Source organism: Streptomyces torulosus (assembly GCF_001419765.1).
Classification (GTDB): domain Bacteria; phylum Actinomycetota; class Actinomycetes; order Streptomycetales; family Streptomycetaceae; genus Streptomyces; species Streptomyces torulosus.
Genome location: NZ_LIRK01000190.1, coordinates 1 through 23744, shown reverse-complemented (window position 1 = coordinate 23744; position 23744 = coordinate 1). Strand labels below are relative to the sequence as shown.

Below are 23744 nucleotides of genomic sequence, written 5' to 3'. Positions count from 1 at the left end.
CGGTGAGCGGGGTGCCGGCCGCCGACACGACGCCGGGTTCCACGAAGGTGGAGGGCAGCCATACGCAGACGCCGTACACGCGCCGGAAGCGACGGAGGGCGAGCCGTGCGCTCTCCACACCGTTCTGGGCGCAGACCAGGGGGAGGCGCTCGGCGGCCGTGCCACCGCCGGCCACCGGGGCGGGGCCCCAGGTCGCGAGGGCCGCCTCGGTGTCCTGGGTCTTCACGGCGAGGAGGAGGACGTCGTCCGGGCGGAGCTCGCCGAGCGCGGCGGGCCCGTCCACGGTGAGGAGGGGATGGGTGCGGTCGCCGTCCGGGGTCCTGAGGCGGAGGCCGTGGTCGCGCAGGGCCGTGTACTGGGCGCCGCGGGCGACGAGGACGACCTCGTGGCCCGCCTCGGCCAGCCGCCCGCCTATGGCTCCGCCGACCGCACCGGCTCCGATGACGAGGTAGCGCATGGTCAGCCTCCGGTCGAGGTCAGCTCGGCCATCTTCACGACGGTGTTCCAGTTGCGGGTGGTGGCGATCAGGCCCTTCACCAGGCGCGGCTTCGCGAGCGCCTCCGCCAGCTTGGAGCGGCCGAGGCCGTCGGGGGCGTACAGGTAGAGCGCCCGGTCGCCGAGCCTGAACTCCTCGGGAAGGAAGGCCGATCGGTCCAGCCCGGCGAAGCGGTCCTCCTCCACCTGCTCCGAGAAGTAGGTGACGTGCAGCTGCTTGCCCTCCAGTTCGGCGGCCGGGAACGGGCAGTCGGCCCGTACCGCCTCCAGGTAGGCGTGGTCGCGCACCAGGACGTCCACGGTGAAGCCGAAGTGCTTCTGGAGGGCGGCGGTGATCTCGGCGGCGAGGGAGTCCTCGTCGCCGTGGTCGCTGGCGAAGACCGCGTTGCCGCTCTGGAGGTAGGTGGCCACCGCGTCGTACCCGAGGCCTGTCAGCAGCGTGCGGAGGTCGCCCATCGGGACCTTCCTGCTGCCGCCCACGTTGATTCCGCGCAACAGCGCGGCGTACGTCGTCATGGGCTCACGATAGGCACGTCGGGGCCGGTCGTACGCCCGGTCGGGGCGGGCGCGTCCCTGAGGCGGGGCCCCGAGAGCCCGGGATAGGTGTAGGGGGCCGCTGTCCTCCCTGGTGGGGAGGCGACGGGGTCCGAGGGGTGGAGGTGCCGGATCGCGGGTTCACCGGACAGCACGACGAGATGGCTTTATCCGGCCCATACCTTCGAGACGGAAGGTGGCGGCAGGGGGTCGCCACCGCTCACAAGGGGGCTTGCCCGTCATGGGGAACGGAGACATACGGGTGCGGGGAATCGCCGCCCGGGCCGGTGGCTGGAGCGCCCGGCACCGATGGGCGGCCGTGGGGATCTGGGTGCTGTTCGTCGTCCTGGCGATGGGGATCGGCTCGGCGGCGGGCCGGGTCGACGTACGGGACAGCGACCAGCTCAAGGGCGAGACCAGTACGGCCGCCCACATCATCGAGGAGGCGGGGATCGAGGAACCGGCGAGCGAGTCGGTCCTGATCCAGGCGAAGGACAAGGGACTCACGGCCACGGACGGGGAGTTCCGGGCCGCCGTGGACGCGGTGATCAGGGCCGTCGACGGCACCGGTGAGGCCAGCGGCGTCACCTCGCCGTACGACACCCGGACGATCTCGAAGGACGAGCGCAGCGCGCTCGTGCAGTTCGATGTGAAGGGCGACTCGGAGACCGCCGGTGAGCGCATCGAGCCGGTGCTGAAGGCCGTCGAGGGGGTGCAGAAGGAGCACGGGCAGGTGCGGATCGAGGAGATCGGCGGCGCCAGCATGATGAAGACGTTCGACGACGCGTTCGGGGACGACTTCCAGAAGGCCGAGTACTCCGCCGTGCCCGTCGCCCTCGGCATCCTGCTGATCGCGTTCGGCGCGGTCGTGGCGGCCCTGCTGCCGGTCGCGCTGGCGATCACCGCGATCATGGCGACGATGGGTCTGATGGCCATCGTCAGCCATGCGATGCCGATGAGCGACACCGCCAACTCGGTGATGCTGCTGGTGGGTCTGGCCGTCGGTGTCGACTACTGCCTGTTCTACCTGCGCCGTGAGCGCGAGGAGCGCGAGGCCGGTCGGGACGCGCAGACCGCCCTCAGGATCGCCGCCGCCACCAGCGGCCGCGCGATCATCGTCTCCGGTGTCACGGTGTGCGTGGCGATGGCGGGCATGCTGTTCACCGGTCTCGCCGAGTTCGAGGCGATGGGCCTGGCCTCGCTGATGGTCGTGGCGGTCGCCATGGTCGGGTCGGTGACCGTCCTGCCCGCGCTGCTGTCCCTGCTGGGCGAGCGCGTCGAGAAGGGCAAGATCCCCTTCCTGCACCCGCAGAGCAAGCTCCGCCGCAACCGGGGCGGGGTCAACCGCGAGAGCCGGTTCTGGACGGCCGTACTGAAGGGCGTGCTCGCCCGGCCGGTCGTCTCGGTCGCCGTCGCGGGCGGCGCGCTGCTCGCCATCGCGGCTCCCGCGCTCGGCATGAAGACCGAGCAGCTCACCCTGGACAAGGAGTTCGGCGACTCGCTGCCCATCGTGCAGACGTACAACCGGCTCAACGAGGCGTTCCCGGGCGGCTCCGAGCCGGCCGAGGTGGTCGTCAAGGCGAAGGACATCAACTCCGCCGAGGTGAAGTCGGCGCTGGCCGACTTCCGTGAGCGGGCGATCAGCTCCGGTGCCTCACGCGGCCCGGTCGAGATCAAGGTGCACGACGCGCAGAACCTCGCCTTCGTCTACGTTCCGCTGGTGGGCGGCTCCGACCTCGACAGGGCGGGCGAGAGCCTGGACAAGCTGCGGGACGAGGTGCGTCCGGCGACGCTCGGGAAGGTGGACGGCGTCGAGGCGCCGATCACCGGGCAGGTCGCCGGTTCGAAGGACTTCAACGACGAGCTGGGGGGAGCGGTCGTTCCGGTCTTCGCGTTCGTGGTGGTCTTCGCCTTCGGTCTGATGCTGCTGTCGTTCCGCTCGCTGACCGTCGCGGTGACGTCGATCGTGCTGAACCTGCTGTCGGTGGGCGCCGCGTACGGCATCCTCGTCGCGGTCTTCCAGCACGGCTGGGGTGCCTCGCTGGTGGGCGCGGAGGGCGTGGGCGCCATCATCACCTGGCTGCCGCTGTTCCTCTTCGTGATCCTGTTCGGTCTGTCGATGGACTACCACGTGTTCGTGGTCTCCCGGATCCGTGAGGCGCGGTTGCGGGGCCGTACGACGAAGGACGCGATCCAGCACGGTGTGGTGACCACGGCGGGCGTCGTCACCAGTGCCGCCGTCATCATGGTCGCCGTCTTCGCGATCTTCGGGACGCTGTCCATGCAGTCCATGAAGCAGATGGGCGTGGGCCTCGCGGCGGCCGTGCTCATCGACGCGACCATCATCCGGGGTGTGCTCCTCCCGGCGGTGATGGCCCTGCTCGGCGAGCGCAACTGGTACCTGCCGAAGTGGCTGCACCGTCTGCCCGACCTCACCCACGACGAGTCGCCGGAGCCGGGACCGGTCCCGGACTCCCGGAGGGACGACGCGGTACGGGTCTGACGGGCCGTCCCGTACACGGGGGCCGGGGTGCGTCGCGCACCCCGGCCCCCGCGCCGTGCCGTGCCGTTCCGTTCCGTTCCGTTCCGTACGACGGTCAGGCCGCCCTGGTGATCGTCTCGGTGACCGTCTCACGGTCGAAGGAGTCGATCGTGCGGGTGAAGTCCCTCGTCGACAGCAGCAGTTTGTAGATGATGGCCAGTTCGAAGACGAGGAGCAGCACACCCGAGACGATGGTCGCCGGCAGCACCGAGTCGACCAGCGGGCCGATCATGAAGACACCCATCTGGAACTCGATGCCGCTGATCAGATGGGGACGGACGCGGTGGCGCAGCAGGAAGGAACGGACGCGCAGATAGGCGGGGAAGCGACGGCGGAACTCCTGGTGGAGGTCGACGACCTGGGCCTGCGGGGCGGTCTGGACGGCCTCGGCGGTCACCGTGCGCAGGTCCTGCTCGATGTCGGCCTCGGGGTTCTCGCGGAGCAGGTCCTCCATGAAGGCGAGTTCGCGCTCGTTCTCGGCGCGGCGGGCCTCGCGGAGCCGCATCTTGATCTGCTTGCGCATGGTGTGGCGGACCTTGAAGGTCTCCAGGGAGTTAATGTAGCGCAGCGCGTCGCAGCCGATGACGGCGGCGGCGAGCCAGATGTAGAGGGTGTCGCCGGTGCGGTGGTACTGCCCGGCCATCAGGGCGACCGCGCACGCCGCCACCCGGATGCGGTCGAAGACGAAGTCGAGCCAGGCGCCGAACACGGAGCCCTGGCCGGTGAGCCGGGCGACCTTGCCGTCCATGCAGTCGAGGATGAAGCTCAGGTGGTAGAGGACGGCGCCGGCGATCAGCCAGCGCCAGTCGCCCAGCGCGAAGAAGGCCGCGGACACCAGACCGAGCAGGAAGGCGCCCCAGGTCAACTGGTTGGGCGTGATCCTCGTGTACTTCGCGGTGAGCCGCACGAGCGGTGTGGCGACCGGGTCGACGAGGAGCACGGTCCACCAGGCGTCACGCTTCTTCTGCGTGACGCGGCGCACCTCTGCGAGGTCGGGTATGTCTCGGCGCATGGGTCAACTTCCTGGCGTTCGAAGTGAGTTCAAACTCAGCTTGGGAGCTGTTCACCCGAGGTACAAGAAGTGCCGAGTGCAACCTTTCGGACGGGGTAACGGTCGTACTCGGCAACAGGATCAGTGCGCTCACCTCACAGGACGGGCGTTACCCGAGCGTTATGAAGCAACCGGATCGTTACCTGAATTGCGCCGAGACGTCATGATAGGGAAGCAACCGTCCTGCTTTTTCCTGCATCGTCTCACTATGGCCGGGCCCTGAGTGCGGCCTCGATGAGGTCGGCGGCCCGCCGGGTGCCGCCCTCCCGTGCCATCTCCTCCCGCACCTCCTTGAGCCTGCGCGCCACCCCGGGGTCGTCGACGAGAGCGAGCACCGCCTCGCGCAGGGTCGCGGCCGTCGCCTCCTCCATGGGGAGGTGGCGGGCGACACCGAGGGACTGGAGCATGTCGGCGTTGCCGAACTGGTCGACGGCCTGCGGTACGGCGACCATGGGTGTGGCGGTGGCGAGTCCCTCCTGGCTGCCGCCCGCGCCCGCGTGGGTGATGAAGGCGTCGGCCTGCTCCAGGACCGCCAGTTGCGGCACCCAGTCCCGGACCTCGACATTGGCCGGGATCTCGCCCAGTTCGGCCGGGTCGACATGGCGTCCGACCTGGAGCACCGTGTGCCAGCCCGGCAGGTCGCCGAAGGCCCGGACGCACTCGCGGTAGAAGTCGGGCTGCTTGGTGAAGGCCGACCCGAGCGACACGAGGAGCACCTTCTCGGCGCCGACGGGCCGCTGCCAGTCACCCTGCGCGGAGCGGTCGCCCTGACAGGCGCCGACGAAGGTGTAGCGGCTCTCGTCGACCCGGTCCGCGTGCGGCTGGAGCGCCTTCGGGATGAGGACGAGGGAGCGGGCGGGGCGGCCGACGAAGTCGTCCGGGTGTGCGGTGATCCCGTTCTCCTCCAGCCAGGCGTGGAAGCGGGCGTAGTACGCCTTGCCGCGCTCGGTCTTCTTCGGCTCGGCCCACATCGGTTCGGCGACCTCCTCCTCGTAGCCGTCCCAGGCGACCAGGTTCGGGGAGAGCGAGATCGCCTCGACGCCCCAGCGGTGCGCGAGGACGGGTGCCGGGTAGGCGGTGATGTCGTGCAGCACGAGGTCGGGTTCGTCACCCTCGTACGCCGCGGCGAGCTGCGGCAGGGCCTGGATCGCGTCGCCGAGGAACGGCTCCACGTGGTCGAGCAGTTCGCTCCCCCAGGCCGAGGGGTCGTCGTCGGGGCCGGGCAGCGTCGAGTGCCACGGCTTGGGTTCGGCGCCGGTCGCGGCCACCTTCTCGGCGAACGCCGGCGGGATCGCGTACGTGACGCGGTGGCCGCGTGCGACCAGCTCCCGGATCACGTCGAGGCTCGGGTTCACGTGGCCGTGGGCGGCGATGGAGAACATGGCGATGTGGGAGGTCATACGAGGACGCTAAGCGAGACGAGACGTATCGTGCAACTTCATTCTCGGCGCTCAGCGCTGGTAGCGGGCCAGGACCAGGTTTCCGTCCTCCTCCAGGCGGGAGCGCAGTTCGTCGAGGTCGATGGCGCCGCTGTAGTACTCCTGGAAGGCGGGCGTGGCCACCTTGTCCTTCCACTCCGGGTAGCCGCGCACCGACTGGGCCGGGGCGGAGCGCAGGTGCGCGGCGAGGGCCGTGCCGGTCGCCCAGCCGTGCTCGGTGGTGCGCAGGGCCGGGTCCTTCAGGGCCTCGGTGCCGGTCGGCAGCATCCAGTCGCCGAGGGCGAGGCGGACCATGTTCGGCGGCCGGAGGAGGAAGTCGACGAAGGCGGCGGCCTCCTTCTTGTGGGGGCTGTCCTCGGCGATGGAGAGGGTCTGCGGACTGACCCCCTGGGTGAGGCCGGCGGCCCCGGCCGGGGCGGGCAGCACCTGCCAGTCGAAGCCCTCGGGCGCCTGCTGGACGATCTGCTGGCGGTAGGAGAAGCCGAGCGGGACCATCGCGTAGGTGCCGCCGAAGAAGCCGGGCAGGGTGTCGGAGCCGCCCATGCCGAGCGTGGTGCCCGACGCGCTCCGGTCGGTGTTCACCCCGTCGTGCACGGTCCTCGGCACGACCGCGTCGGCCGCCTCGAAGCGGACCTCGACCTTGCCGTCCGCGCCCCGGTGGAACAGCTGTCCGCCCGCCGACAGCGACAGGTTGAGCGTGGCCGACACCGGCTCCTTCAGCGGCCAGGCGACGCCGTACGTGCCCTCGCCGCTCAACTCCTCGGCGACCGCCCGGAACTCCGCCCAGCTCCACGGGTCCTCGGGGGTCGGCACGCGGACGCCGGACTCACGGAGCCAGGTCGCGTTGGCGATCAGGACCCTCGGCTCCTGGAGGAACGGCACCCCGTAGATCCCGTCCCCGAAGGTCGTCGTCTCCCAGCTGTGCCGCGGGATGTCCGCCCTGAGCCGGTCGGACAGCAGCCCCCGCAGATCGGCCAGGTAGCCGCCGTGGGCGAAGTCCGCGAGGTCGTCGGAGGCGTCGTGGATGATGTCCGGGGCCTCACCGCCCTCGAAGGAGGTGAGCAGCTGGTCGTGGACGCTGTCCCAACTGCCCTGCACGTACTCGACCCGGACGTCGGGATGCGTGGCGTTCCACTCCCGGACCAGCTCCTTGTTGACGGCGACGGACTCCTCCTGCCACGCCAGGGACTGGAAGCGGAGGGTGACCCGGCCGTCGTCGGAGCGGTCGCCGCCGTCCGCGGTGCAGCCGGCGGCGAGCAGGCACAGCAGCAGCACCGCCGTGAGCCATCGGGGACCGCGCATCAGCTCTTCACCGCCCCGGCGAGCATGCCGCCCGTGATCCGTCTCTGGATGAGCGCGAACACGACCAGCGAGGGCAGCGTCGCGAGGAACGCGGCGGCGGCCAGCGGGCCGAGGTCGGCGACGCCCTCGGCGCCGATGAAATGGGTGAGGACGACCGGCAGGGTCTGCTTCTCCGGGGTCTTGAGCAGCACCAGCGCGAAGAAGAACTCGTTCCACGCGGTGATGAACGCGAACAGCGCCGTCGCCACGATGCCCGGCGCCAGCAGCGGCGCCGTCACCGACACCAGCGTCCGCAGCCTGCCGGCCCCGTCGACCGCCGCCGCCTCCTCCAGCTCGACGGGCACGGCCCTGACGTAGCCGACGAGCATCCACAGCGCGAACGGCAGCGCCCACACCACGTACACCATGATCAGACCGGGCACGGAGTTGATCAGTCGGAGGTTCTTCAGCACCAGGAACAGCGGGATGATCACCAGCACGAACGGGAACGCCTGGCTGACCACCACCCAGCCGGTCGCCAGCCGGGACAGCGTGCCGCGGTGCCGGGCCATGACGTACGCCATCGGGGTCGCGATCACGACGGCGACGACGGCCGCGCCGAGCGCCGCGACCAGCGAGTTGAGCGCGGCCTGCAGCAGCGGCTGTTCGTCGAAGGCCTGCCGGAAGTTGCCGAGGGTCGGGTTCTCGGGGATCCAGGTCGGGTGGAGGCTGCCCAGTTCCCGGGCCGGTTTGAAGGCGGTGGAGACCAACCAGAGGAAGGGGAACGCCAGGAAGACGAGATACGCGACGAGCGCCGTGTACCGGCCCGCGCGGGCCAGCTTGCCGGTCCTCACCCCTCGCCACCCCGCCTCAGCCGACCCACCAGGTGGAACGCGAGGACGACCGAGATCAGCGCGACCATCGCACAGCCCATCGCCGCCGCGTACCCGAACTGCCCGTAGCGGAAGGCCTCCTCGTAGGCGAAGAGCATCGGCAGCCGGGTACGGCCGCCCGGTCCGCCGCTGGTGAGGACGTACACCAGGGCGAAGGAGTTGAAGTTCCAGATCAGGTTGAGGGCGGTGATCGCGAACGCGACGGGTCTGATGGCGGGCCAGGTGACCGTGCGGAAGCGGCGCCAGGCGCCCGCGCCGTCCATCGCGGCGGCCTCGTGGAGTTCACGCGGTGTGTTCTGCAACCCGGCGAGGAGGGTGACCGTGGTCTGGGGCATGCCCGCCCAGACGCCGACCACGATGACGGCGGGCAGGGCGGTGGCCAGTCCGCTCAGCCAGTCACGGCCGCCGCCGAGACCGAGGTCGCGGAGGGTCTCGTTCAGGATGCCCGCGTCCGGGTTGTAGACCAGCCGCCACATGACGCCGACGACGACCTCGGGCATCGCCCACGGGACGATCGCGAGGGCCCGCGCGAGCCAGCGCAGGCGTAACCGCTCGTTGAGCAGCAGGGCGAGGCCCAGGGCGAGCAGGAACTGCGGCACGGTCACCCCGACCGCCCACACCAGCCCGATCCGGAACGACTCCCAGAACAGCGTGTCGTGCAGCAGGTCCTGGAAGTTCAGGGTGCCGATCCACTCGGTGGGTTCGGTGCGGCCCGACTGGGCGTCGGTGAACGCCAGCGAGATCCCGTACAGCAGCGGTCCCACGCTCAAGCCCAGGATCGGGATCAGGGCCGGCAGCACCAGGAACCAGGCGCCGTGATCCAGGGAACGCCGCTCCCGGTCCGCCGCCGACGTGCGCCGCCTCGCCGGTCGCGGACGCCTCGGCGTCGCGGTCGCCACGGTCATGTCCGTCATGGTGCTGAGGGCATGACAGGCCGTCAAGACACCGCGCACACGGTCCGACCTGTGCGAATGCGAGACTGACCCGACAATGGCGTGAACCCGACCTCCCGCGGGGGAGCGTCGGCCGTACGGGCGGGGCCGGACACGGAGGCGACGGATGGACGAGGCACGGGCACGGGACATACTGGTGGCGTCGGGCGTGCTGCCCGGTGCGGCCGGGGACGCGCGGCTGCTCGCGCTGGGCGAGAACGCGGTGTTCGCCGCCGGTGACCTGGTGGTCAAGGTGGGCCGCGACGCCGAGCTCCTCGACCGGGCCCGGCGTGAGCTGCGGATCGCGGCCTGGCTCGCCGGGGCGGGTGTCCCGGCGGTGCGGGCGGCCGAGGCCGAGGCGCTGCTCGTGGAGGGGCACCCGGTGACGGTGTGGCACCGGCTGCCCGACCCCGTACGGCCCGCGGGCGCCCGCGATTTGGCCGAACTGCTGCGGTTGGTCCACGCGCTGCCCTCCCCCGAGGTCGACCTTCCGCGCCGGGAACTGCTGGGCGGGGTCGAGCGCTGGCTGCGTCTCGCGGGCGACGCCGTCGACCCGGCCGACGCGGCGTATCTGCGGGAGCGCCGCGACGGCTTCGCGGCGGCCGCGGCCGCCCTCGTCCCCCATCTGCCGCCGGGGCCCATCCACGGCGACGCCCTGCCCCGCAACGTCCATGTCGGGCCCGACGGCCCGCTCCTGGTCGACCTGGAGACCTTCTCCGGCGATCTGCGCGAGCACGACCTCGTCGTCATGGCGCTGTCCCACGACCGCTACGGGCTGCCGGCCGAGGAGTACGACGCCTTCACCGCAGCCTACGGCTGGGACGTACGCACGTGGGAGGGCTGCTCCGTGCTGCGCGGCGCCCGGGAGACGGCCAGCTGCGCCTGGGTGGCCCAGCACGCGCCGAGCAACCCCAAGGCGCTGGCGGAGTTCGAACGCCGGGTCGCCTCCCTGCGCGACGGGGACGAGACCGTGCGCTGGTATCCCTTCTGACCGAGGGACTCAGGTCAGGGTGAGGGTCACTTCGTCGATCTCGGCCGCTCTCGCCAGGGCGAAGCCCCGGTCGTGGCCGGTGACGGCGAAGCCGCACTTCTCCAGGACTCGGATCGAGCCGGTGTTGTCGGCGGCCGCGTGGGCATACAGCGGCCGGTCCGGGACGAGGTCCACGAAAGCGGTCAGGGCGGCGGTGGCGAGGCCCCGGCCCCAGTGGGCGCGGTCGATCCAGTAGGTGACCTCGCGCTCGTCGGGCGGGCCGAAGACCGCGATCTGGCCGACCACCTCGCCGTCGGCCAGGATCGTGCGCTGCACGATGCCGGCGTCGGCGCGGATCCGCGCCCAGTGGGCGTCGAACTCCGCCCGGTCGTAGTGGTACTTGCCGGTGAAGGCGGCGGCGTACTGCGCGTCCGGGTCGGACTGGTGCGCCCAGAAGTGGGGCACGTCGCTGTCATGTGTCTCGCGCAGAGAGATCATCCGGCTGCTCGCTTTCCGGGTCGGTCCGTGGTCGATCCGTGCGTCGGTCCGTGGTGCGTCCGTGCGTCGATCCGTGCGTCGGTCCGTGGTGGGTCCGTGATCGGTCCGTCGGAAGGAGGGTTCCTAGCGGACCGTTTCGTCCGCCGGCTCGCGCAGGGGCCAGGTCGCGTCCACCACCGCGTCCGCGTTGCCCTTGCGGCGGAGGAAGTCCTGGAAGTCGGCCGCCCATTCGGCATACCACTCGATCTGACGGCGGTGCAGCTCGGCGGGGCCGAGGGCGGCCACCTTGGGGTGGCGGCCGGCTATCGCCCGGGCGAGCCGGGCGGCGGCTAGGGCGTCCGCTGAGGCATCGTGCGCGGCGTCGAGCGGGACGCCGTACTCGGCGCAGACCGCTTCGAGGTTGCGCTTGCCCCGGCGGTAGCGGTCCACGGAACGGTCGATGGTGTACGGGTCGATGACGGGGGCGGGGTCCGGGCCGCCCAGGCGGTCCCGCAGGGACGGCAGGCCATGGCGGCGCAACTCCGCGGAGAGCAGGGTGAGGTCGAAGGCCGCGTTGTACGCCACGACAGGGACGCCGGTCTTCCAGTAGGAGACGAGGACGTCGGCGATGGCGTCGGCGACCTGGTCGGCGGGTCTGCCCTCGGCCGTCGCACGGGCGTTGGTGATGCCGTGCACCGCCACCGCCTCCTCCGGGATCTCCATGCCCGGGTCGGCGAGCCACTCCCGGTGGCCGACCGGCTCCCCGTCCTTGACCTCGATCACCGCCCCGGTGACGATGCGCGCCTCGCGCGGGTCCGTCCCGGTGGTCTCCAGGTCGAAGCCGATCAGCAGCTGCCGGTGCCAACCCATGCTGGCCCCCCTTCTTGGTGGTGCTTTCCCCCAGTGGTCACCACCATCGCATGCGCCACTGACAATCCGAGGACCGCGTTCCGCTTACCGCCGCCCGGCAGGCGCTCCGGGGGCCGGTGCGGGGGCGCGGCGCGGGTCATGACACCGGGCGCGAGTCGGCCCAGGCCACTTCGAACTCCTCGCGATACGTATCGAAAAGCCCGACTTCGCCGTTCTCATCCGCTTTGAGCACCCGGTTGCCGCCGCGCAGCACCAGCACCGGCGCCTCCATGCCGCGGGTGCGGCGCAGATAGGTCTGGACGACGGCGACGCCGTCCGAGCCGTCGCCGTCCACGAGGTAGGCGGTGAAGCGGGGCGTCTCGTCGAAGACCTGGATCTCGAAGGCCCCGGGGTCGCGCAGCCGGGAGCGGACCCGGCGCATGTGCAGGATGTTCATCTCGACGGCCCGGCTGAGTTCGCCCCGCTTTATACCGAGTTCCCGCTCCCGCCGCTTGACCGCGCTGGAGGCCGGGTTGAGGAACAGCAGCCGGACCCGGCATCCGGACTCGGCGAGCCGGACCAGCCGCCGCCCGGAGAAGTTCTGCACGAGCAGATTGAGCCCTATGCCGATGGCGTCGAGGCGGCGGGCGCCACCGAAGAGATCCTCGGCGGGGAACTGCCGCAGCAGCCGCACCCGGTCGGGGTGGACGGCGACGACGTCCGCGTACCGGTCGCCGATCAGGTCCTCCACCGCGTCGACGGGCAGCCGTCGCGCCGAGGGGACGTCGCTGCCCGCGCCGAGTATCTCCAGCAGCTTCGCCGAGGCCCGCTCGGCCTGGGCGAGCACGGCCTCGGACAGGGCCCGGTTGCGGGAGACGACGTTGCGGGTGACCTCCAGCTCGTCGAGGGCCAGTTCCACGTCGCGCCGCTCGTCGAGGTACGGCTCGAAGCAGGGCCAGTGCTGGACCATCAGCTCGCGCAGCTGGGGCAGTGTGAGGAAGCTGAGGACGTTGTCGTCGGCCGGGTCGAGCAGATAGCCCTTGCGGCGGCTGACCTCGCGCACCGCGACGGCGCGCTGCACCCACTCCTGTCCGGCGGGGCCCGCGGCGGCCACCACCCAGTCGTCGCCGTGCACCGGTTCGTAGATGGGGCGCAGCACGGCGGCCACGACGGCGCGCAGCCGCTGTTCGACGAGGTTCAGCCAGATGTAGGCGCGGCCGGCCCGCTGGGCGCGCGTACGCACCTCGAGCCAGGCCTCGGCGTTCCAGTCCAGTTCCGGGCCGATGGATCCCGTCTCCATCGGCCGTGCCAGGGACACCGCGCCGGGCGGGACATCTGTGGAGTTCCCCTCGTGACCCGTGTCGCCCGTGTCACCAGGAGGCAGCTCCAGCCCTCCCGAGCCCACCCACGCACCGCCTTCCGCTCCCCCGAGCTCACCCCTACTCAACGATCAAGGAAGGGTACTCCGGGAGCGGGGGGCGGTGCAGCCGGATGGACAGGTCGTTTCTCAACCACCGCATGTCGTACGACGGTTCCGTTTCCCGGGCGGGCCGGGAGCGAGCAGATTGAGATTCTCGCCCCGAGGAGGGGTGACGCACGGCGCCGCGGCAAGAAAGACATATGCCGTCGATGGTTCCCCACTTTGGGGGAGACTCCCTTCGACAGTCGCCCCGGCGGCGCGCGACAACGGGAAGAGTCGTATCCATGCAGGTCTGGCCTGGACAGGCGTATCCGCTCGGTGCCACATACGACGGCGCCGGCACCAACTTCGCGGTCTTCTCGGAGGCCGCGGACCGAGTCGAGCTGTGTCTGCTGCACGACGACGGCTCCGAGACGGCGGTGGAACTGCGCGAGACGGACGCGTTCGTGCGGCACGCGTATCTGCCGGGCGTGATGCCCGGGCAGCGGTACGGGTTCCGTGTGCACGGCCCGTACGCACCCGAGCGGGGGCTGCGCTGCAACTCCGCGAAGCTGCTCCTCGACCCGTACGCGCGCGCGATCAGCGGCTCCATCGGCTGGGGGGAGGAGGTGTACGGCTACCACTTCGGGGCGCCCGAGAGGCGCAACGACCTGGACTCCGCCCCGCACATGATGACGTCGGTCGTGGTCAACCCCTACTTCGACTGGGGCGACGACCGGCGGCCGCGCACCGAGTACCACCACACGGTGATCTACGAGGCGCACGTCAAGGGCCTCACCATGCGGCACCCGGGGCTCCCCGAGGAGCTGCGCGGTACGTACGCGGCGCTCGCCCACCCGGCGGTCATCGAGCACCTGACCGAGCTGGGTGTGACGGCGCTGGAGATGATGCCCGTCCACCAGTTCGTGAACGACCACCGGCTGGTCGACATGGGCCTCAACAACTACTGGGGCTACAACACGATCGGCTTCTTCGCCCCGCACAACGCGTACGCCTCCTGGGGCGACCGGGGGCAGCAGGTGCTGGAGTTCAAGTCGGCGGTGCGGGCGCTGCACGAGGCGGGGATCGAGGTGATCCTCGACGTGGTCTACAACCACACGGCCGAGGGCAACCATCTGGGCCCGACGCTGTCGTTCCGGGGCCTCGACAATCCGTCGTACTACCGGCTGACGGACGACCCCCGCTACTACATGGACACGACGGGGACCGGGAACTCGCTGCTGATGCGGTCCCCGCACGTCCTCCAGCTGATCATGGACTCGCTGCGGTACTGGGTCACCGAGATGCATGTGGACGGGTTCCGCTTCGACCTGGCCGCCACGCTGGCCCGGCAGTTCCACGAGGTGGACCGGCTGTCGTCGTTCTTCGACCTGGTCCAGCAGGACCCGGTGGTCTCCCAGGTGAAGCTGATCGCCGAGCCCTGGGACGTCGGCGAGGGCGGCTACCAGGTGGGGAACTTCCCGCCGCTGTGGACCGAGTGGAACGGCAAGTACCGGGACACCGTGCGGGACCTGTGGCGCGGTGAGCCGCGCACCCTCGCCGAGTTCGCGTCGCGGCTGACCGGCTCGTCCGACCTGTACCAGGACGACGGGCGGCGCCCGCTGGCCTCCATCAACTTCGTGACCTGCCACGACGGCTTCACGATGCGGGACCTGGTCTCCTACAACGAGAAGCACAACGACGCGAACGGCGAGGACAACCGGGACGGCGAGAGCCACAACCGGTCATGGAACTGCGGCGCCGAGGGCGAGACCGACGATCCCGAGGTGCTCGCACTGCGGGTCCGGCAGATGCGGAACTTCATCGCCACGCTGATGCTGTCGCAGGGCGTGCCGATGCTCAGCCACGGCGACGAGTTCGGCCGCACGCAGCGGGGCAACAACAACGCGTACTGCCAGGACAACGAGCTGTCCTGGGTGCCCTGGCCGTCCGCCGACGGCGGTGCAGGCGACAGCGCCGATGAAGGTGAAGGCGAAGAGGACGGTGGGAGCACCGACGCTTTCGCTGATCTGCCGGCCTTCACCCGCGCGATGGTCTGGCTGCGGAAGGACCACCCCGTCTTCCGGCGGCGGCGGTTCTTCCACGGGCGGGCCGTGGAGGGCACGCACGACGAGCTGTCGGACATCGCCTGGTTCACCCCGGAGGGCCGGGAGATGACCCAGCGGGACTGGGACTCGGCCCGGGCGGGGGCGCTGACCGTGTTCCTCAACGGCAACGCGATCTCCGAGCCGGGCGCGCGCGGGGAGCGGATCACCGACGACTCGTTCCTGCTGATGGTCAACGCGTCGGCCGAGCCGCTGGAGTTCGTGGTGCCCGTCAACCACGGGCGGCAGTGGCAGGTGGTCGTGGACACGGGGCGGGACGACGCGGTTCCCGAGGACGGGCCGAAGGTGGGCGCCGGGGAGCGGGTGACGCTGGTGGACCGGAGCCTCGCGGTGCTGCGGCGGCCGGCGTAGACGCGGGAAAACCATGTCTTCTCGCGTGTCAGGGTGCTCCGATCCGCCGGGGGCGGGTACGTAGGTCCCTATGACGTCTGTCGTGCCTTCCGCCACTTACCGGCTCCAGCTCCAGCCCGCGTTCCCGTTCGCCGCCGCGGCGGACGCCGTGCCGTACGTCGCCTCGCTCGGCGTGTCGCATCTGCATCTGTCCCCGGTGCTGGAGGCGGTACCGGGGTCGGCGCACGGGTACGACGTGGTCGATCACGGGCGGGTGCGCGGGGAGCTGGGAGGTGAGGCGGGGCTGCGGGAGCTGGCGCGGGTCGCCCGGGAGCACGGGCTGGGGCTGGTCGTCGACATCGTGCCGAACCACATGGCGATGGCGCCCCGGCACAACCGGCCGCTGTGGGAGGTGCTGCGGGAGGGCCCGGGGTCGCCGTACGCGCGGTGGTTCGACATCGACTGGGAGGCGCGGGGCGGGCAGGTGCTGCTGCCGGTGCTCGGGGGGCCGCTGGGCGAGGAGATCGACCAGTTCGTCGTCGACGGGCAGGAGCTGCGGTACTACGACCATGTCTTCCCGCTGCGGGAGGGCACCGAGAAGCTGCCGCTGCCGCGGCTGCTGGACGCCCAGTGGTACCGGCCGGTGTGGTGGCGGCTGGCCCGTACGGAGCTGAACTACCGGCGGTTCTTCAGCATCTCGGAGCTGATCGGGGTGCGCGTGGAGGAGCCGGAGGTGTTCGACGCGACCCATGCGAAGATCCTGGAGCTGCTGCACGACGGTGTCGTCGACGGGCTGCGGGTCGACCACCCCGACGGGCTCGCCGACCCCGACGCCTATCTGCGGCGGCTGCACGAGGCCACCGGCGGCCGGTGGACCGTCGTCGAGAAGATCCTCGCGGACGGCGAGGCCCTGCCGGCGGCCTGGCCGGTCGCGGGGACCACCGGGTACGACGCGCTGCGGCACGTCGACGGGCTGTTCACCGACCCGGCGGGCGCGGGCGAGCTGCTGGACCGGTACCGGCGCTTCACGGCCGTCGAGCCCGACCGGGGCGGCGACTGGTCGGCGACCGCGCGGCGGGCCGCCTACGAGGTGCTCACGCACGAACTGGCGGCGGAGGTGGACCGGCTCACCCGGGTGGCGCACGGGCTGTGCGAGCGCTCCCCGGAGCTGGTGCTGCGCGACCGCGCGCCGTGGGCGCTGCGTACCGCGCTGTGCGAGCTGCTCGTGCGGATGGAGGTCTATCGGCCGTACGCCTGCGAGGACGCCTCCCTGGTCGTCACGGAGGAGGCCGCCGCCGAGGCGCGTACGGCGTTCGCGGTGCCCGAGGAGGCACGGGCGGTCGACGTGGTACGGGATCTGGTGCTGGGGCGGTTCGGGGACGGGCCGGAGCAGGTGGAGCTCCGGACGCGGTTCGCGCAGACCTCGTCGGCGCTGCGGGCCAAGTCGGTGGAGGACACGGCGTTCTACCGCCATGTGCCGTTGCTGTCCGCGAACGAGGTGGGTGGGAATCCGGGGAGCCCCGCAGTCTCCCCGGAGGACTTCCACGCCTACTGCGCGCGCGTGCAGCGGGACTGGCCGGTCACCGGGACGGTGCTGTCGACGCACGACACCAAACGCAGCGCCGACGTCCGGGCGGCGGTCGCGGTGCTCGGCGAATGCCCCGAGCGGTGGGCCGACGCGCTGGCGGAGGTGGCGCGGGACGGGGCCGGGGTGCCGGACGCGCAGCTGGCGTGGGCCGCGTGGCAGACCGCGTTCGGGCTCGGGCCCGCCGACGCGGAGCGCCTGGAGGGGGCGCTGCTCAAGCATGTGCGGGAGGCGGGGCTGCACACTTCCTGGACCGAGCAGAACGCCGCGTACGAGCGGGCGGTCGCCGCATTCGTGGCGCGGGGCCCGGCGGCGGACACGGAGGTCACCGGGCGCCTGCGCACCGAACTGGAGCCGTACATCCGTGCGAACGTCCTCGGTGCGGCCCTGGTGCAGCTGACCATGCCGGGCGTGCCGGACGTCTACCAGGGCACGGAGGGCGAGTACCGGGCGCTGGTGGACCCGGACAACCGGGCGCCGTTCGCCCCGAGGGTCGGGGACTCGGACAAGCACCGGGTCACCGAGGCCGCGCTGCGGCTGCGGCAACGGCGGCCGGAGGTGTTCGGTGACGCGGCGACATACACGCCGCTCGCGGCGGCCGGACCGGCGGCCGGGCACTGCGTGGCGTTCGCGCGGTCCGGCGCGGTGGTCACGGCGGTCACCCGGCTGTCGCTGCGGCTCGCCGGGGCCGGTGGCTGGGCGGACACCCGGCTGGCCCTGCCCGCCGGGCGGTGGGCCGACGTCCTCGGCGGGGAACGGGAGTTCACGGGTGAGGTACCGGTGGCGGAACTGTTCGAGGGGCTGCCGGTGGCGCTGCTGGAGCGGGTCGGCGCAGAGTAGCGGCGAAACCCGCACCGGTCGCTGTGAATGCCTCCGGGCGCCCCTGGGAGCCGCCCCGTGGGCCGACGGACACTGCATGCATCCCCGCGCTCGATCAGGTCGGACGCGGGGATGTGGACACAGGTGGACTGGACGGGGGTGGGTCTGCTGTTGGAGCCCGGTTATCCCACGGTGGCGGAGCTGGAGTCGCGCGCGAGGGAGCTGACGGTTCGCCGGCCGAACCTGTGCGCCCTCAGGAGAATCGGCCTCTCGCGGGCCGGCCGACCGCTGCGGCTGCTGTCCGTCGGCCATGCGAGACGTGCCGTCCTGGTCGTCGCGGGCGCCCACGCGAACGAGCCGACGGGCGGCTCGACGGTGCTGGCGCTCGCCGAGCGCGTGGCGCGGGACCGGGAGTTGCGGGCCGGGGTCTCCTGGCACTTCGTGCTGTGCGCGGACCCGGACGGGGCGAGCCTGCACACGGCCCCGGCCCCGCGCACCCTCCTCGACTACCACCTGGGGTTCTTCCGGCCGGCCGCGCCGGAGCAGCCGGAGTGGTCGCCCGCGGTGCTGCCGCCGGACCGGCTGCCGCCCGAGACACGGGCGCTGCTGACGGTGCTCGACGAGCTGCGGCCCTACCTCCAGGTGACCCTGCACGGCACGGATCTCGGCGGCAGCTGGGTGCAGTTGACGAAGAACGTGCCGGGGCTGGCCGAGCCGTTCGCCAAGTCGGCGGCGGAGCTCGGCATACCGGTGGAGACGAGCGCCTCCGACGCGGCGGGCTGGCCCGCCTCGGGACCCGGGGTGTTCGTGATGCCGGGCCCCGGGCACGCGGCGTTCCCGAGCCTGCCCGACGACGCGCGGCACAGCACCTGGTACCACGCCCACCGGTACGGCGGGCTCACCGCGATCGTCGAGGTGCCGATGTGGGCGAGCGACCTGGTGGACGACACCGCCCCGCACCCGGCCCCGACGGCGGCGCTGCGGCAGCTGTCCCGGCGGCTGCTCGACGAGGCGGGCGAGGTGGAGCGGATCCTCGACGAGGCGCTGCCCCGGCTGCCGGGCCCCGAGGGGCCGCTGCTGCGGGCCGCCCGGTGGGCGCTGGCGCTGGTGCCGGGGCTGGCCCGCGACTGGGTGGCGGGGCCGCCGCCCGATGTGTCGCGGGCGTACGTGGGCAGTGTGGACGCCTTCGGGCGCCGGCTGCCGCTGCGGGCGGCGGCGATGCTGCGGCGGGTGCTGGTGGACGCCGGGGATCCGGGGGCGCCGCTGCTGGAGCAGCTCGTCGGCGAGTGGAGCGACTCGTTCGCCGACCGGTTCCGCGCGCGGTGGGTGCCGGTGCGGGACCAGGTGGAGCACCAGATGCGGACGGTGCTGGCGGCGGCTTCCCACGCCCGGGGTGACGGCGGGCCCTGAGCGCTCCGCGGTGCGGTCAGCTCGACAGGGCGAACACCGAGCCCGTGCGGGCCGCCATCACGCAGCTGTTGGCGAAGGTGTGCTCGTAGGCGACGGGCCGGCCGTCCCACACGCCGCGCGCGGTGACCCGGACGGGGGCGTAGACCTGTACGCACATGCCGTTCTTCAGGGGGATGCGGCCGACGTCGCCGCCCGCCCCGGCCAGTTCCGCGCAGGCCTTGACGGCGCGGGCGTGGCCCTGCGGCGGGTCGCACAGCAGCAGGGTGCCGCGGGTGTCGCTGGAGCGGGCTTGGCCGCGGGTGACGGTGACGTAGAGCCAGTTGCCCGGGAGGGCGGCCTCGGCGGGCGTGGAAGTGCCGAGGGTGAGCAGGGCGAGGGCCGCGAGCAGGCCGCCGCGGACGGTGCGGAGGATGGTGTGGGTCATTCCCGGTGCATCGGCACGGCGGGCTCGGAACTCCATTCCGGCTCACCCGAACGGGACTCGGCGTGCGGTTCGCCGCGGGCGGGCGCGCCACGCGCCCGGCGGGCGGCCAGCTCGAACGCGGCGAGGACGACACGCGTCTGGTACTCCGTCTGGCGGGCCACCGGGATCCAGCGCGCCCCGTAGCGGTCGCGGTAGTCGGCGCACCACTCGTCGAGGAGCCGGTTCAGCTCGGGCAGCACGCCCGCCGGGTCGTGTCCGGCGCGGGTCACCAGCTGGTGCAGCAGCCCGGCGGTGCGCAGGGCGACCCGGCGGCCGGAGATGGCGAGGGTGGTGAGCCGGGCGGTGTCGAGCGGGGGCAGCGGGCGGGCGGTGCCGTCGTGGACGTCGGGGTCCCAGGCGTCGGCGAGGCCGGGTCCGACCAGTACATAGTCGTCGACGGGGGCGAGGAGCCGGGCGGCGTCCGGGCCGCGGCTCACCGAGGGGCGGACGCGGGCGAGGATGCCCTCCAGGAGCCGGGTGTCGCGGCGCAGCGCCCGGCTGACGGTGCGCAGGACCGCGTGGGCATCGGGCGAGGGCGAGCCGTCCTCCACGGCGGCCACACCCCACATGGGGGCCTCGACGACGGCGGTGAGGGTGCCGTAGCGGTGCGGGTGGTACCAGGTGGACTCGACGGCGGCCTCGGTGATCGCGGCGGCCAGGTCGCCGCGGCGCGGGGGCGGGATGCGGTAGACGGCGGGGCCGAGGCGCGGCCAGTACAGGGTGTCGTACGGGCTCAGCTCGCGGGGTACGGCGAGGCGGCCGGCGATCCGGGCGACCCGCTCGGCGAGGCCGGGCAGGTCGCGGGTGAGTTCGACGAAGCCGCCGCCGACGTCGACGCCGTGCAGGGAGCACTGGAAGAAGGGACGCAGCTCGTCCTGGAGGGCGAGCAGGGCGCGGGTCTCCGGCAGGGCGGCGGCGGCCGCTCCGTCGGGCAGCCACTCGGGCTGCTCCAGGAAGCCGGGGCGGAAGAAGTGTCGGAAGTAGCGGCCGAGGGCGTAAGGGCCGGACAGCCAGTCCTCATTGCGTCGGGAACCGTCCGGGTCGAGGCAGAGCAGCAGGTTCCAGGTGGTGTCGACGTCCTCGGTGAACCGGGGGTCGACCAGGGCGCGTTCGGCGATCCGCAGGACCGTGGCGCCGCCGACGGGTTCGTTGGGGTGGGGGCCGGCGACGACGAGGGCCTGGCGGGTGCCCCGGCCGACGGACAGCAGCCACATCGGTGTGCCCGCCCGTGAGGTGCCCACGCGGCGCAGTCGGGCGCGGTGCGGATGTCGGGTGACGAGGGTCGCGGCGCGGGCGGACAGCTCGTCCACGGTCGGGTAGCGGAGGAGTGGCGGCAGGGCACACCTCCCCAGAGTGCGACGCCGTCGGTTCACCTTGTGTGCATGGTGTACGCACAGTCAGTCATGGCCGAGAACGTACGTCAACACCCCGGAACAGGAGGCACGTTCGGAAACTCGCTGCGTAAATCCCAGGCCAGAGCTTTGCGGTGGCTCGGCCGGCGGGGTCACTCGGAGGAGAGGCGGAAGGTCATGCGGCCGAAACCGACCTGGTCGCCGTCGCGGACGACGGCCGCGCCGATGACCCGACGTCCGTTGACGGTGGTGCCGTTGGTGGAGCCGAGGTCGCGCAGGATCCACATGCCGCCCTGCCGGGTCAGCTCGGCGTGCACCCGGGAGACCGTCTCGTGGCTGAGCCGGAGCCCGTTGGCGGGGTCGCGGCCGATGCGCAGTGCGTGGCCGCTCGCCGGGTGCGGCAGCTGGAGCTTGGGCAGCCGCTCGGCCTGCCAGGCTCGGCGGAGCTTCACCCCGAAGCCGGAGACCGCCCCCACGGTGCCGAGGACCAGCCGGGACCAGCGGCTCTCGACGGGCAGGTCGGCGGTGAGCGCGGCCAGCTCGTCGGAACGGCGGGCGGTGAGCGCCAGCTCCATGCGCCGGATGAACGTGTCGTGCGAGAGGCGGCCGAGGGCGACGCCGTCACGGAGCACCCTCAGCGCGCGGTCGCGCTCGGCGTCCGACAGCCGCGCGGGGTAGGTGTGGAACTCGAAAGACGACGTCACGCGTGTGATTGTCGGTCAGTGAAGCCGGGGTGTCCAGAAAACCCGTAAACGGTGACGATCCTCGGACATGGCGAGCGTGAGTGCGACGCGGGGGGCAAACGCGCCGATCCGAGGGCGCCTTGATCTCGTTTGTCGCACGATGGACGGGAAGGCTCCATGACGACTCCTGACCGTCCCCCGACCATCACGACCGGCAGCCGAGGGAGAACCGTTCCGTGCAGTTCGAGGTGTGGGCACCGCAAGCCGACCGGATGACGCTCCATCGTGAGGGCGCCACGCACGCGATGGAGCGCGATCCCGAGCGCCCGGGCTGGTGGACGGCCGACGCGGAGGCGACGGACGGCACGCGCTACGGGTTCGCCGTCGACGACGGGCCGGTCCGGCCCGACCCGCGCTCGCGCCGTCAGCCGGACGGCCCGGACGGACTGAGCGCGGTCGTCGACCACGGGCGGTACGCGTGGCGGGTGCCGTGGGAGGGGCGCGGACTGCCGGGCGCGGTGCTGTACGAGCTGCACGTGGGCACGTACACGCCCGAGGGCACGCTGGACGCGGCCGCCGAGCGACTCGGGCATCTCGCGGAACTGGGCGTCACGCACGTCGAGTTGATGCCGCTGTGCCCGTTCCCGGGGACGCACGGCTGGGGGTACGAAGGGGTCTCGCTGTGGGCCGTGCACGAGCCGTACGGCGGCCCCGAGGCCCTCAAGCGGTTCGTGGACGCGGCGCACGGGCTGGGCCTCGGGGTCGTGCTCGACGTGGTCCACAACCACCTGGGCCCGTCCGGCAATTACCTGCCCGTCTTCGGCCCGTACTTCACCGAGCGGCACCACACGCCCTGGGGCGCCGCGGTCAACCTGGACGCCCCCGGCTCGGACGAGGTGCGGGCGTATTTCCTCGGCAGCGCGCTGGCGTGGCTGCGGGACTACCGGCTCGACGGGCTGCGCCTGGACGCGGTGCACGCGTTGCGCGACACGCGCGCGTGCCACTTCCTGGAGGAGCTGTCGACGGCCGTGGACGCGCTCGGCGTCGAGGTGGGGCGGCCGTTGTTCCTGATCGCCGAGTCCGATCTGAACGACCCGCGGCTCGTCACCCCGCGCGCGGAGGGCGGCACCGGGCTGCACGCGCAGTGGAACGACGACTTCCACCACACGCTGCACACGACCCTGACCGGCGAATCGCAGGGCTACTACGCGGACTTCGCGCGGGCGGGGCTCGCCGGACTGGCGAAGACCCTCACCGGCGGGTACTTCCACGACGGCACGTACTCGTCGTTCCGTGGCCGGTCCCACGGCCGTCCCCTGGACCGTACGCGGGTCTCGGCGCACCGGCTGCTCGGCTACACCCAGACCCATGACCAGGTCGGCAACCGGGCCCAGGGCGACCGGCTGTCGGCGACGCTCTCCCCCGGTCTGCTGGCGTGCGCGGCGGCGCTGACGCTTACGGGGCCGTTCACGCCGATGCTGTTCATGGGCGAGGAGTGGGCCGCGGGCACGCCTTGGCAGTTCTTCACCGACCACACCGATCCGGAGCTGGCCGAGGCGGTACGGCGGGGCCGGCGCCGGGAGTTCGCGGAGCACGGCTGGGCGGAGGAGGACGTGCCGGACCCGCAGGACCCGGCGACCCGTGACCGCTCGTGCCTGGACTGGTCCGAGCCGTCGGTCGAGCCCCACGCGCGGATGCTGGCCTGGTACCGCGACCTGATCGCCCTGCGCCGCACCCACCCCGACCTCTCCGACCCTGACCTGTCCGACGTCAAGGTCGCGTACGACGAGGACGCCCGCTGGTTCGGCTTCCGCCGCGGCGATGTCCGAGTGGCCCTCAACCTCGGCAAGGAACCGGCGGCCATCCCCCTGGGCACGGCGGAGGCCCGGATCCTGGCCGCGTGGGACCCGGTGAACCCCCCGGGCCCCGACGGCCTACTGACCCTGCCGGCCGAGTCCTGCGTGGTGCTGGCAGTGCCGTGACGCTGCCGCGGACGGCCGGGGGACGGCGGCGCACGACGGGGCGACGGCTGGCACGGCGGGGTCGACGCCGACCGGGCCGGTGAAGGCGGGCGCGGGGCCGGGCCGGTGAAGGCGGGCGGGGGGCCGGCACGG

Annotated in this window: 19 protein-coding genes; 6 read left to right on the top strand and 13 right to left on the bottom strand. The window is 72.2% G+C overall.

The genetic code is table 11. From position 1 onward, the window contains the following. Positions 1-457, bottom strand: a 457-nt coding sequence (locus AOK23_RS49740) for a ketopantoate reductase family protein (RefSeq protein WP_420823708.1), incomplete at its 3' end; no start/stop codon positions are given. Positions 458-459: 2 nt separating this feature from the next. Continuing rightward, positions 460-1011 (bottom strand): DUF1697 domain-containing protein, encoded by a 552-nt coding sequence (locus AOK23_RS13980; protein WP_055713042.1) that lies wholly within the window; start codon positions 1009-1011, stop codon positions 460-462. Positions 1012-1270: 259 nt separating this feature from the next. Here AOK23_RS13980 and AOK23_RS13975 point away from each other — a divergent pair, with 259 nt between their 5' ends. Beyond that, on the top strand, positions 1271-3532 hold the full coding sequence (locus AOK23_RS13975; protein ID WP_055713044.1) for an MMPL family transporter: 2262 nt from the start codon (positions 1271-1273) through the stop codon (positions 3530-3532). Between the two features lie 94 nt (positions 3533-3626). Here the strand turns inward: AOK23_RS13975 and AOK23_RS13970 are convergent, their stop codons facing one another. The 5 genes from AOK23_RS13970 to AOK23_RS13950 all read right to left on the bottom strand — a co-directional run bounded on the left by AOK23_RS13970 (position 3627) and on the right by AOK23_RS13950 (position 9140). After that, on the bottom strand, positions 3627-4583 hold the full coding sequence (locus AOK23_RS13970) for a CDP-alcohol phosphatidyltransferase family protein (protein WP_055713041.1): 957 nt from the start codon (positions 4581-4583) through the stop codon (positions 3627-3629). 245 nt (positions 4584-4828) lie between these two features. Next, a complete protein-coding gene (locus tag AOK23_RS13965) occupies positions 4829-6022 on the bottom strand; it encodes a glycosyltransferase (protein ID WP_055713040.1) in 1194 nt (397 codons plus the stop codon). 51 nt (positions 6023-6073) lie between these two features. Further along, positions 6074-7363, bottom strand: coding sequence for an ABC transporter substrate-binding protein (locus AOK23_RS13960; RefSeq protein ID WP_055713039.1), 1290 nt, complete (start codon positions 7361-7363; stop codon positions 6074-6076). Next, a complete protein-coding gene (locus AOK23_RS13955) occupies positions 7363-8196 on the bottom strand; it encodes a carbohydrate ABC transporter permease (protein ID WP_055713038.1) in 834 nt (277 codons plus the stop codon). Before AOK23_RS13955 ends, AOK23_RS13960 begins: the two co-directional genes overlap by 1 nt. Further along, entirely contained in the window at positions 8193-9140 is a 948-nt protein-coding gene (locus tag AOK23_RS13950; protein WP_055713037.1) for a carbohydrate ABC transporter permease, read from the bottom strand. Before AOK23_RS13950 ends, AOK23_RS13955 begins: the two co-directional genes overlap by 4 nt. Positions 9141-9294: 154 nt before the next feature. Here AOK23_RS13950 and AOK23_RS13945 point away from each other — a divergent pair, with 154 nt between their 5' ends. Continuing rightward, positions 9295-10158 (top strand): phosphotransferase enzyme family protein, encoded by an 864-nt coding sequence (locus AOK23_RS13945; RefSeq protein ID WP_055713036.1) that lies wholly within the window; start codon positions 9295-9297, stop codon positions 10156-10158. A gap of 9 nt (positions 10159-10167) precedes the next feature. Here the strand turns inward: AOK23_RS13945 and AOK23_RS13940 are convergent, their stop codons facing one another. The 3 genes from AOK23_RS13940 to AOK23_RS13930 all read right to left on the bottom strand — a co-directional run bounded on the left by AOK23_RS13940 (position 10168) and on the right by AOK23_RS13930 (position 12868). Next, positions 10168-10635 (bottom strand): GNAT family N-acetyltransferase, encoded by a 468-nt coding sequence (locus tag AOK23_RS13940; RefSeq protein ID WP_055713035.1) that lies wholly within the window; start codon positions 10633-10635, stop codon positions 10168-10170. 123 nt (positions 10636-10758) lie between these two features. Continuing rightward, the gene (locus AOK23_RS13935; protein WP_055713034.1) at positions 10759-11484 is read right to left on the bottom strand and encodes a 3'-5' exonuclease; all 726 of its coding nucleotides are present in this window, start codon (positions 11482-11484) and stop codon (positions 10759-10761) included. Between the two features lie 136 nt (positions 11485-11620). Continuing rightward, positions 11621-12868 (bottom strand): SAV2148 family HEPN domain-containing protein, encoded by a 1248-nt coding sequence (locus AOK23_RS13930; RefSeq protein ID WP_055713033.1) that lies wholly within the window; start codon positions 12866-12868, stop codon positions 11621-11623. A gap of 299 nt (positions 12869-13167) precedes the next feature. Here AOK23_RS13930 and glgX point away from each other — a divergent pair, with 299 nt between their 5' ends. From glgX to AOK23_RS13915, 3 genes are all read left to right on the top strand, one after another. After that, positions 13168-15339 (top strand): glycogen debranching protein GlgX, encoded by a 2172-nt coding sequence (gene glgX, locus AOK23_RS13925; RefSeq protein WP_055713032.1) that lies wholly within the window; start codon positions 13168-13170, stop codon positions 15337-15339. 70 nt (positions 15340-15409) lie between these two features. Then, positions 15410-17743: a malto-oligosyltrehalose synthase gene (gene treY / locus AOK23_RS13920; protein WP_055713031.1), complete on the top strand. Its 2334-nt coding sequence runs from the start codon at positions 15410-15412 to the stop codon at positions 17741-17743. A gap of 111 nt (positions 17744-17854) precedes the next feature. Next, positions 17855-19132 (top strand): M14 family zinc carboxypeptidase, encoded by a 1278-nt coding sequence (locus tag AOK23_RS13915; protein ID WP_055713030.1) that lies wholly within the window; start codon positions 17855-17857, stop codon positions 19130-19132. 16 nt (positions 19133-19148) lie between these two features. On the opposite strand, the gene AOK23_RS13910 is transcribed toward AOK23_RS13915, so the two are convergent. The 3 genes from AOK23_RS13910 to AOK23_RS13900 all read right to left on the bottom strand — a co-directional run bounded on the left by AOK23_RS13910 (position 19149) and on the right by AOK23_RS13900 (position 21651). After that, on the bottom strand, positions 19149-19556 hold the full coding sequence (locus AOK23_RS13910) for an SSI family serine proteinase inhibitor (RefSeq protein ID WP_055713029.1): 408 nt from the start codon (positions 19554-19556) through the stop codon (positions 19149-19151). Next, a complete protein-coding gene (locus AOK23_RS13905; RefSeq protein WP_055713043.1) occupies positions 19553-20947 on the bottom strand; it encodes a M14 family zinc carboxypeptidase in 1395 nt (464 codons plus the stop codon). The genes AOK23_RS13910 and AOK23_RS13905 overlap by 4 nt, the downstream gene beginning before the upstream one ends. A gap of 152 nt (positions 20948-21099) precedes the next feature. Continuing rightward, positions 21100-21651 (bottom strand): DUF1707 and FHA domain-containing protein, encoded by a 552-nt coding sequence (locus AOK23_RS13900; RefSeq protein ID WP_055713028.1) that lies wholly within the window; start codon positions 21649-21651, stop codon positions 21100-21102. A gap of 215 nt (positions 21652-21866) precedes the next feature. On the opposite strand from AOK23_RS13900, the gene treZ reads away from it, so the two are divergent. After that, positions 21867-23612 (top strand): malto-oligosyltrehalose trehalohydrolase, encoded by a 1746-nt coding sequence (treZ, locus tag AOK23_RS13895; RefSeq protein WP_055713027.1) that lies wholly within the window; start codon positions 21867-21869, stop codon positions 23610-23612. Positions 23613-23744: the final 132 nt, after the last annotated feature.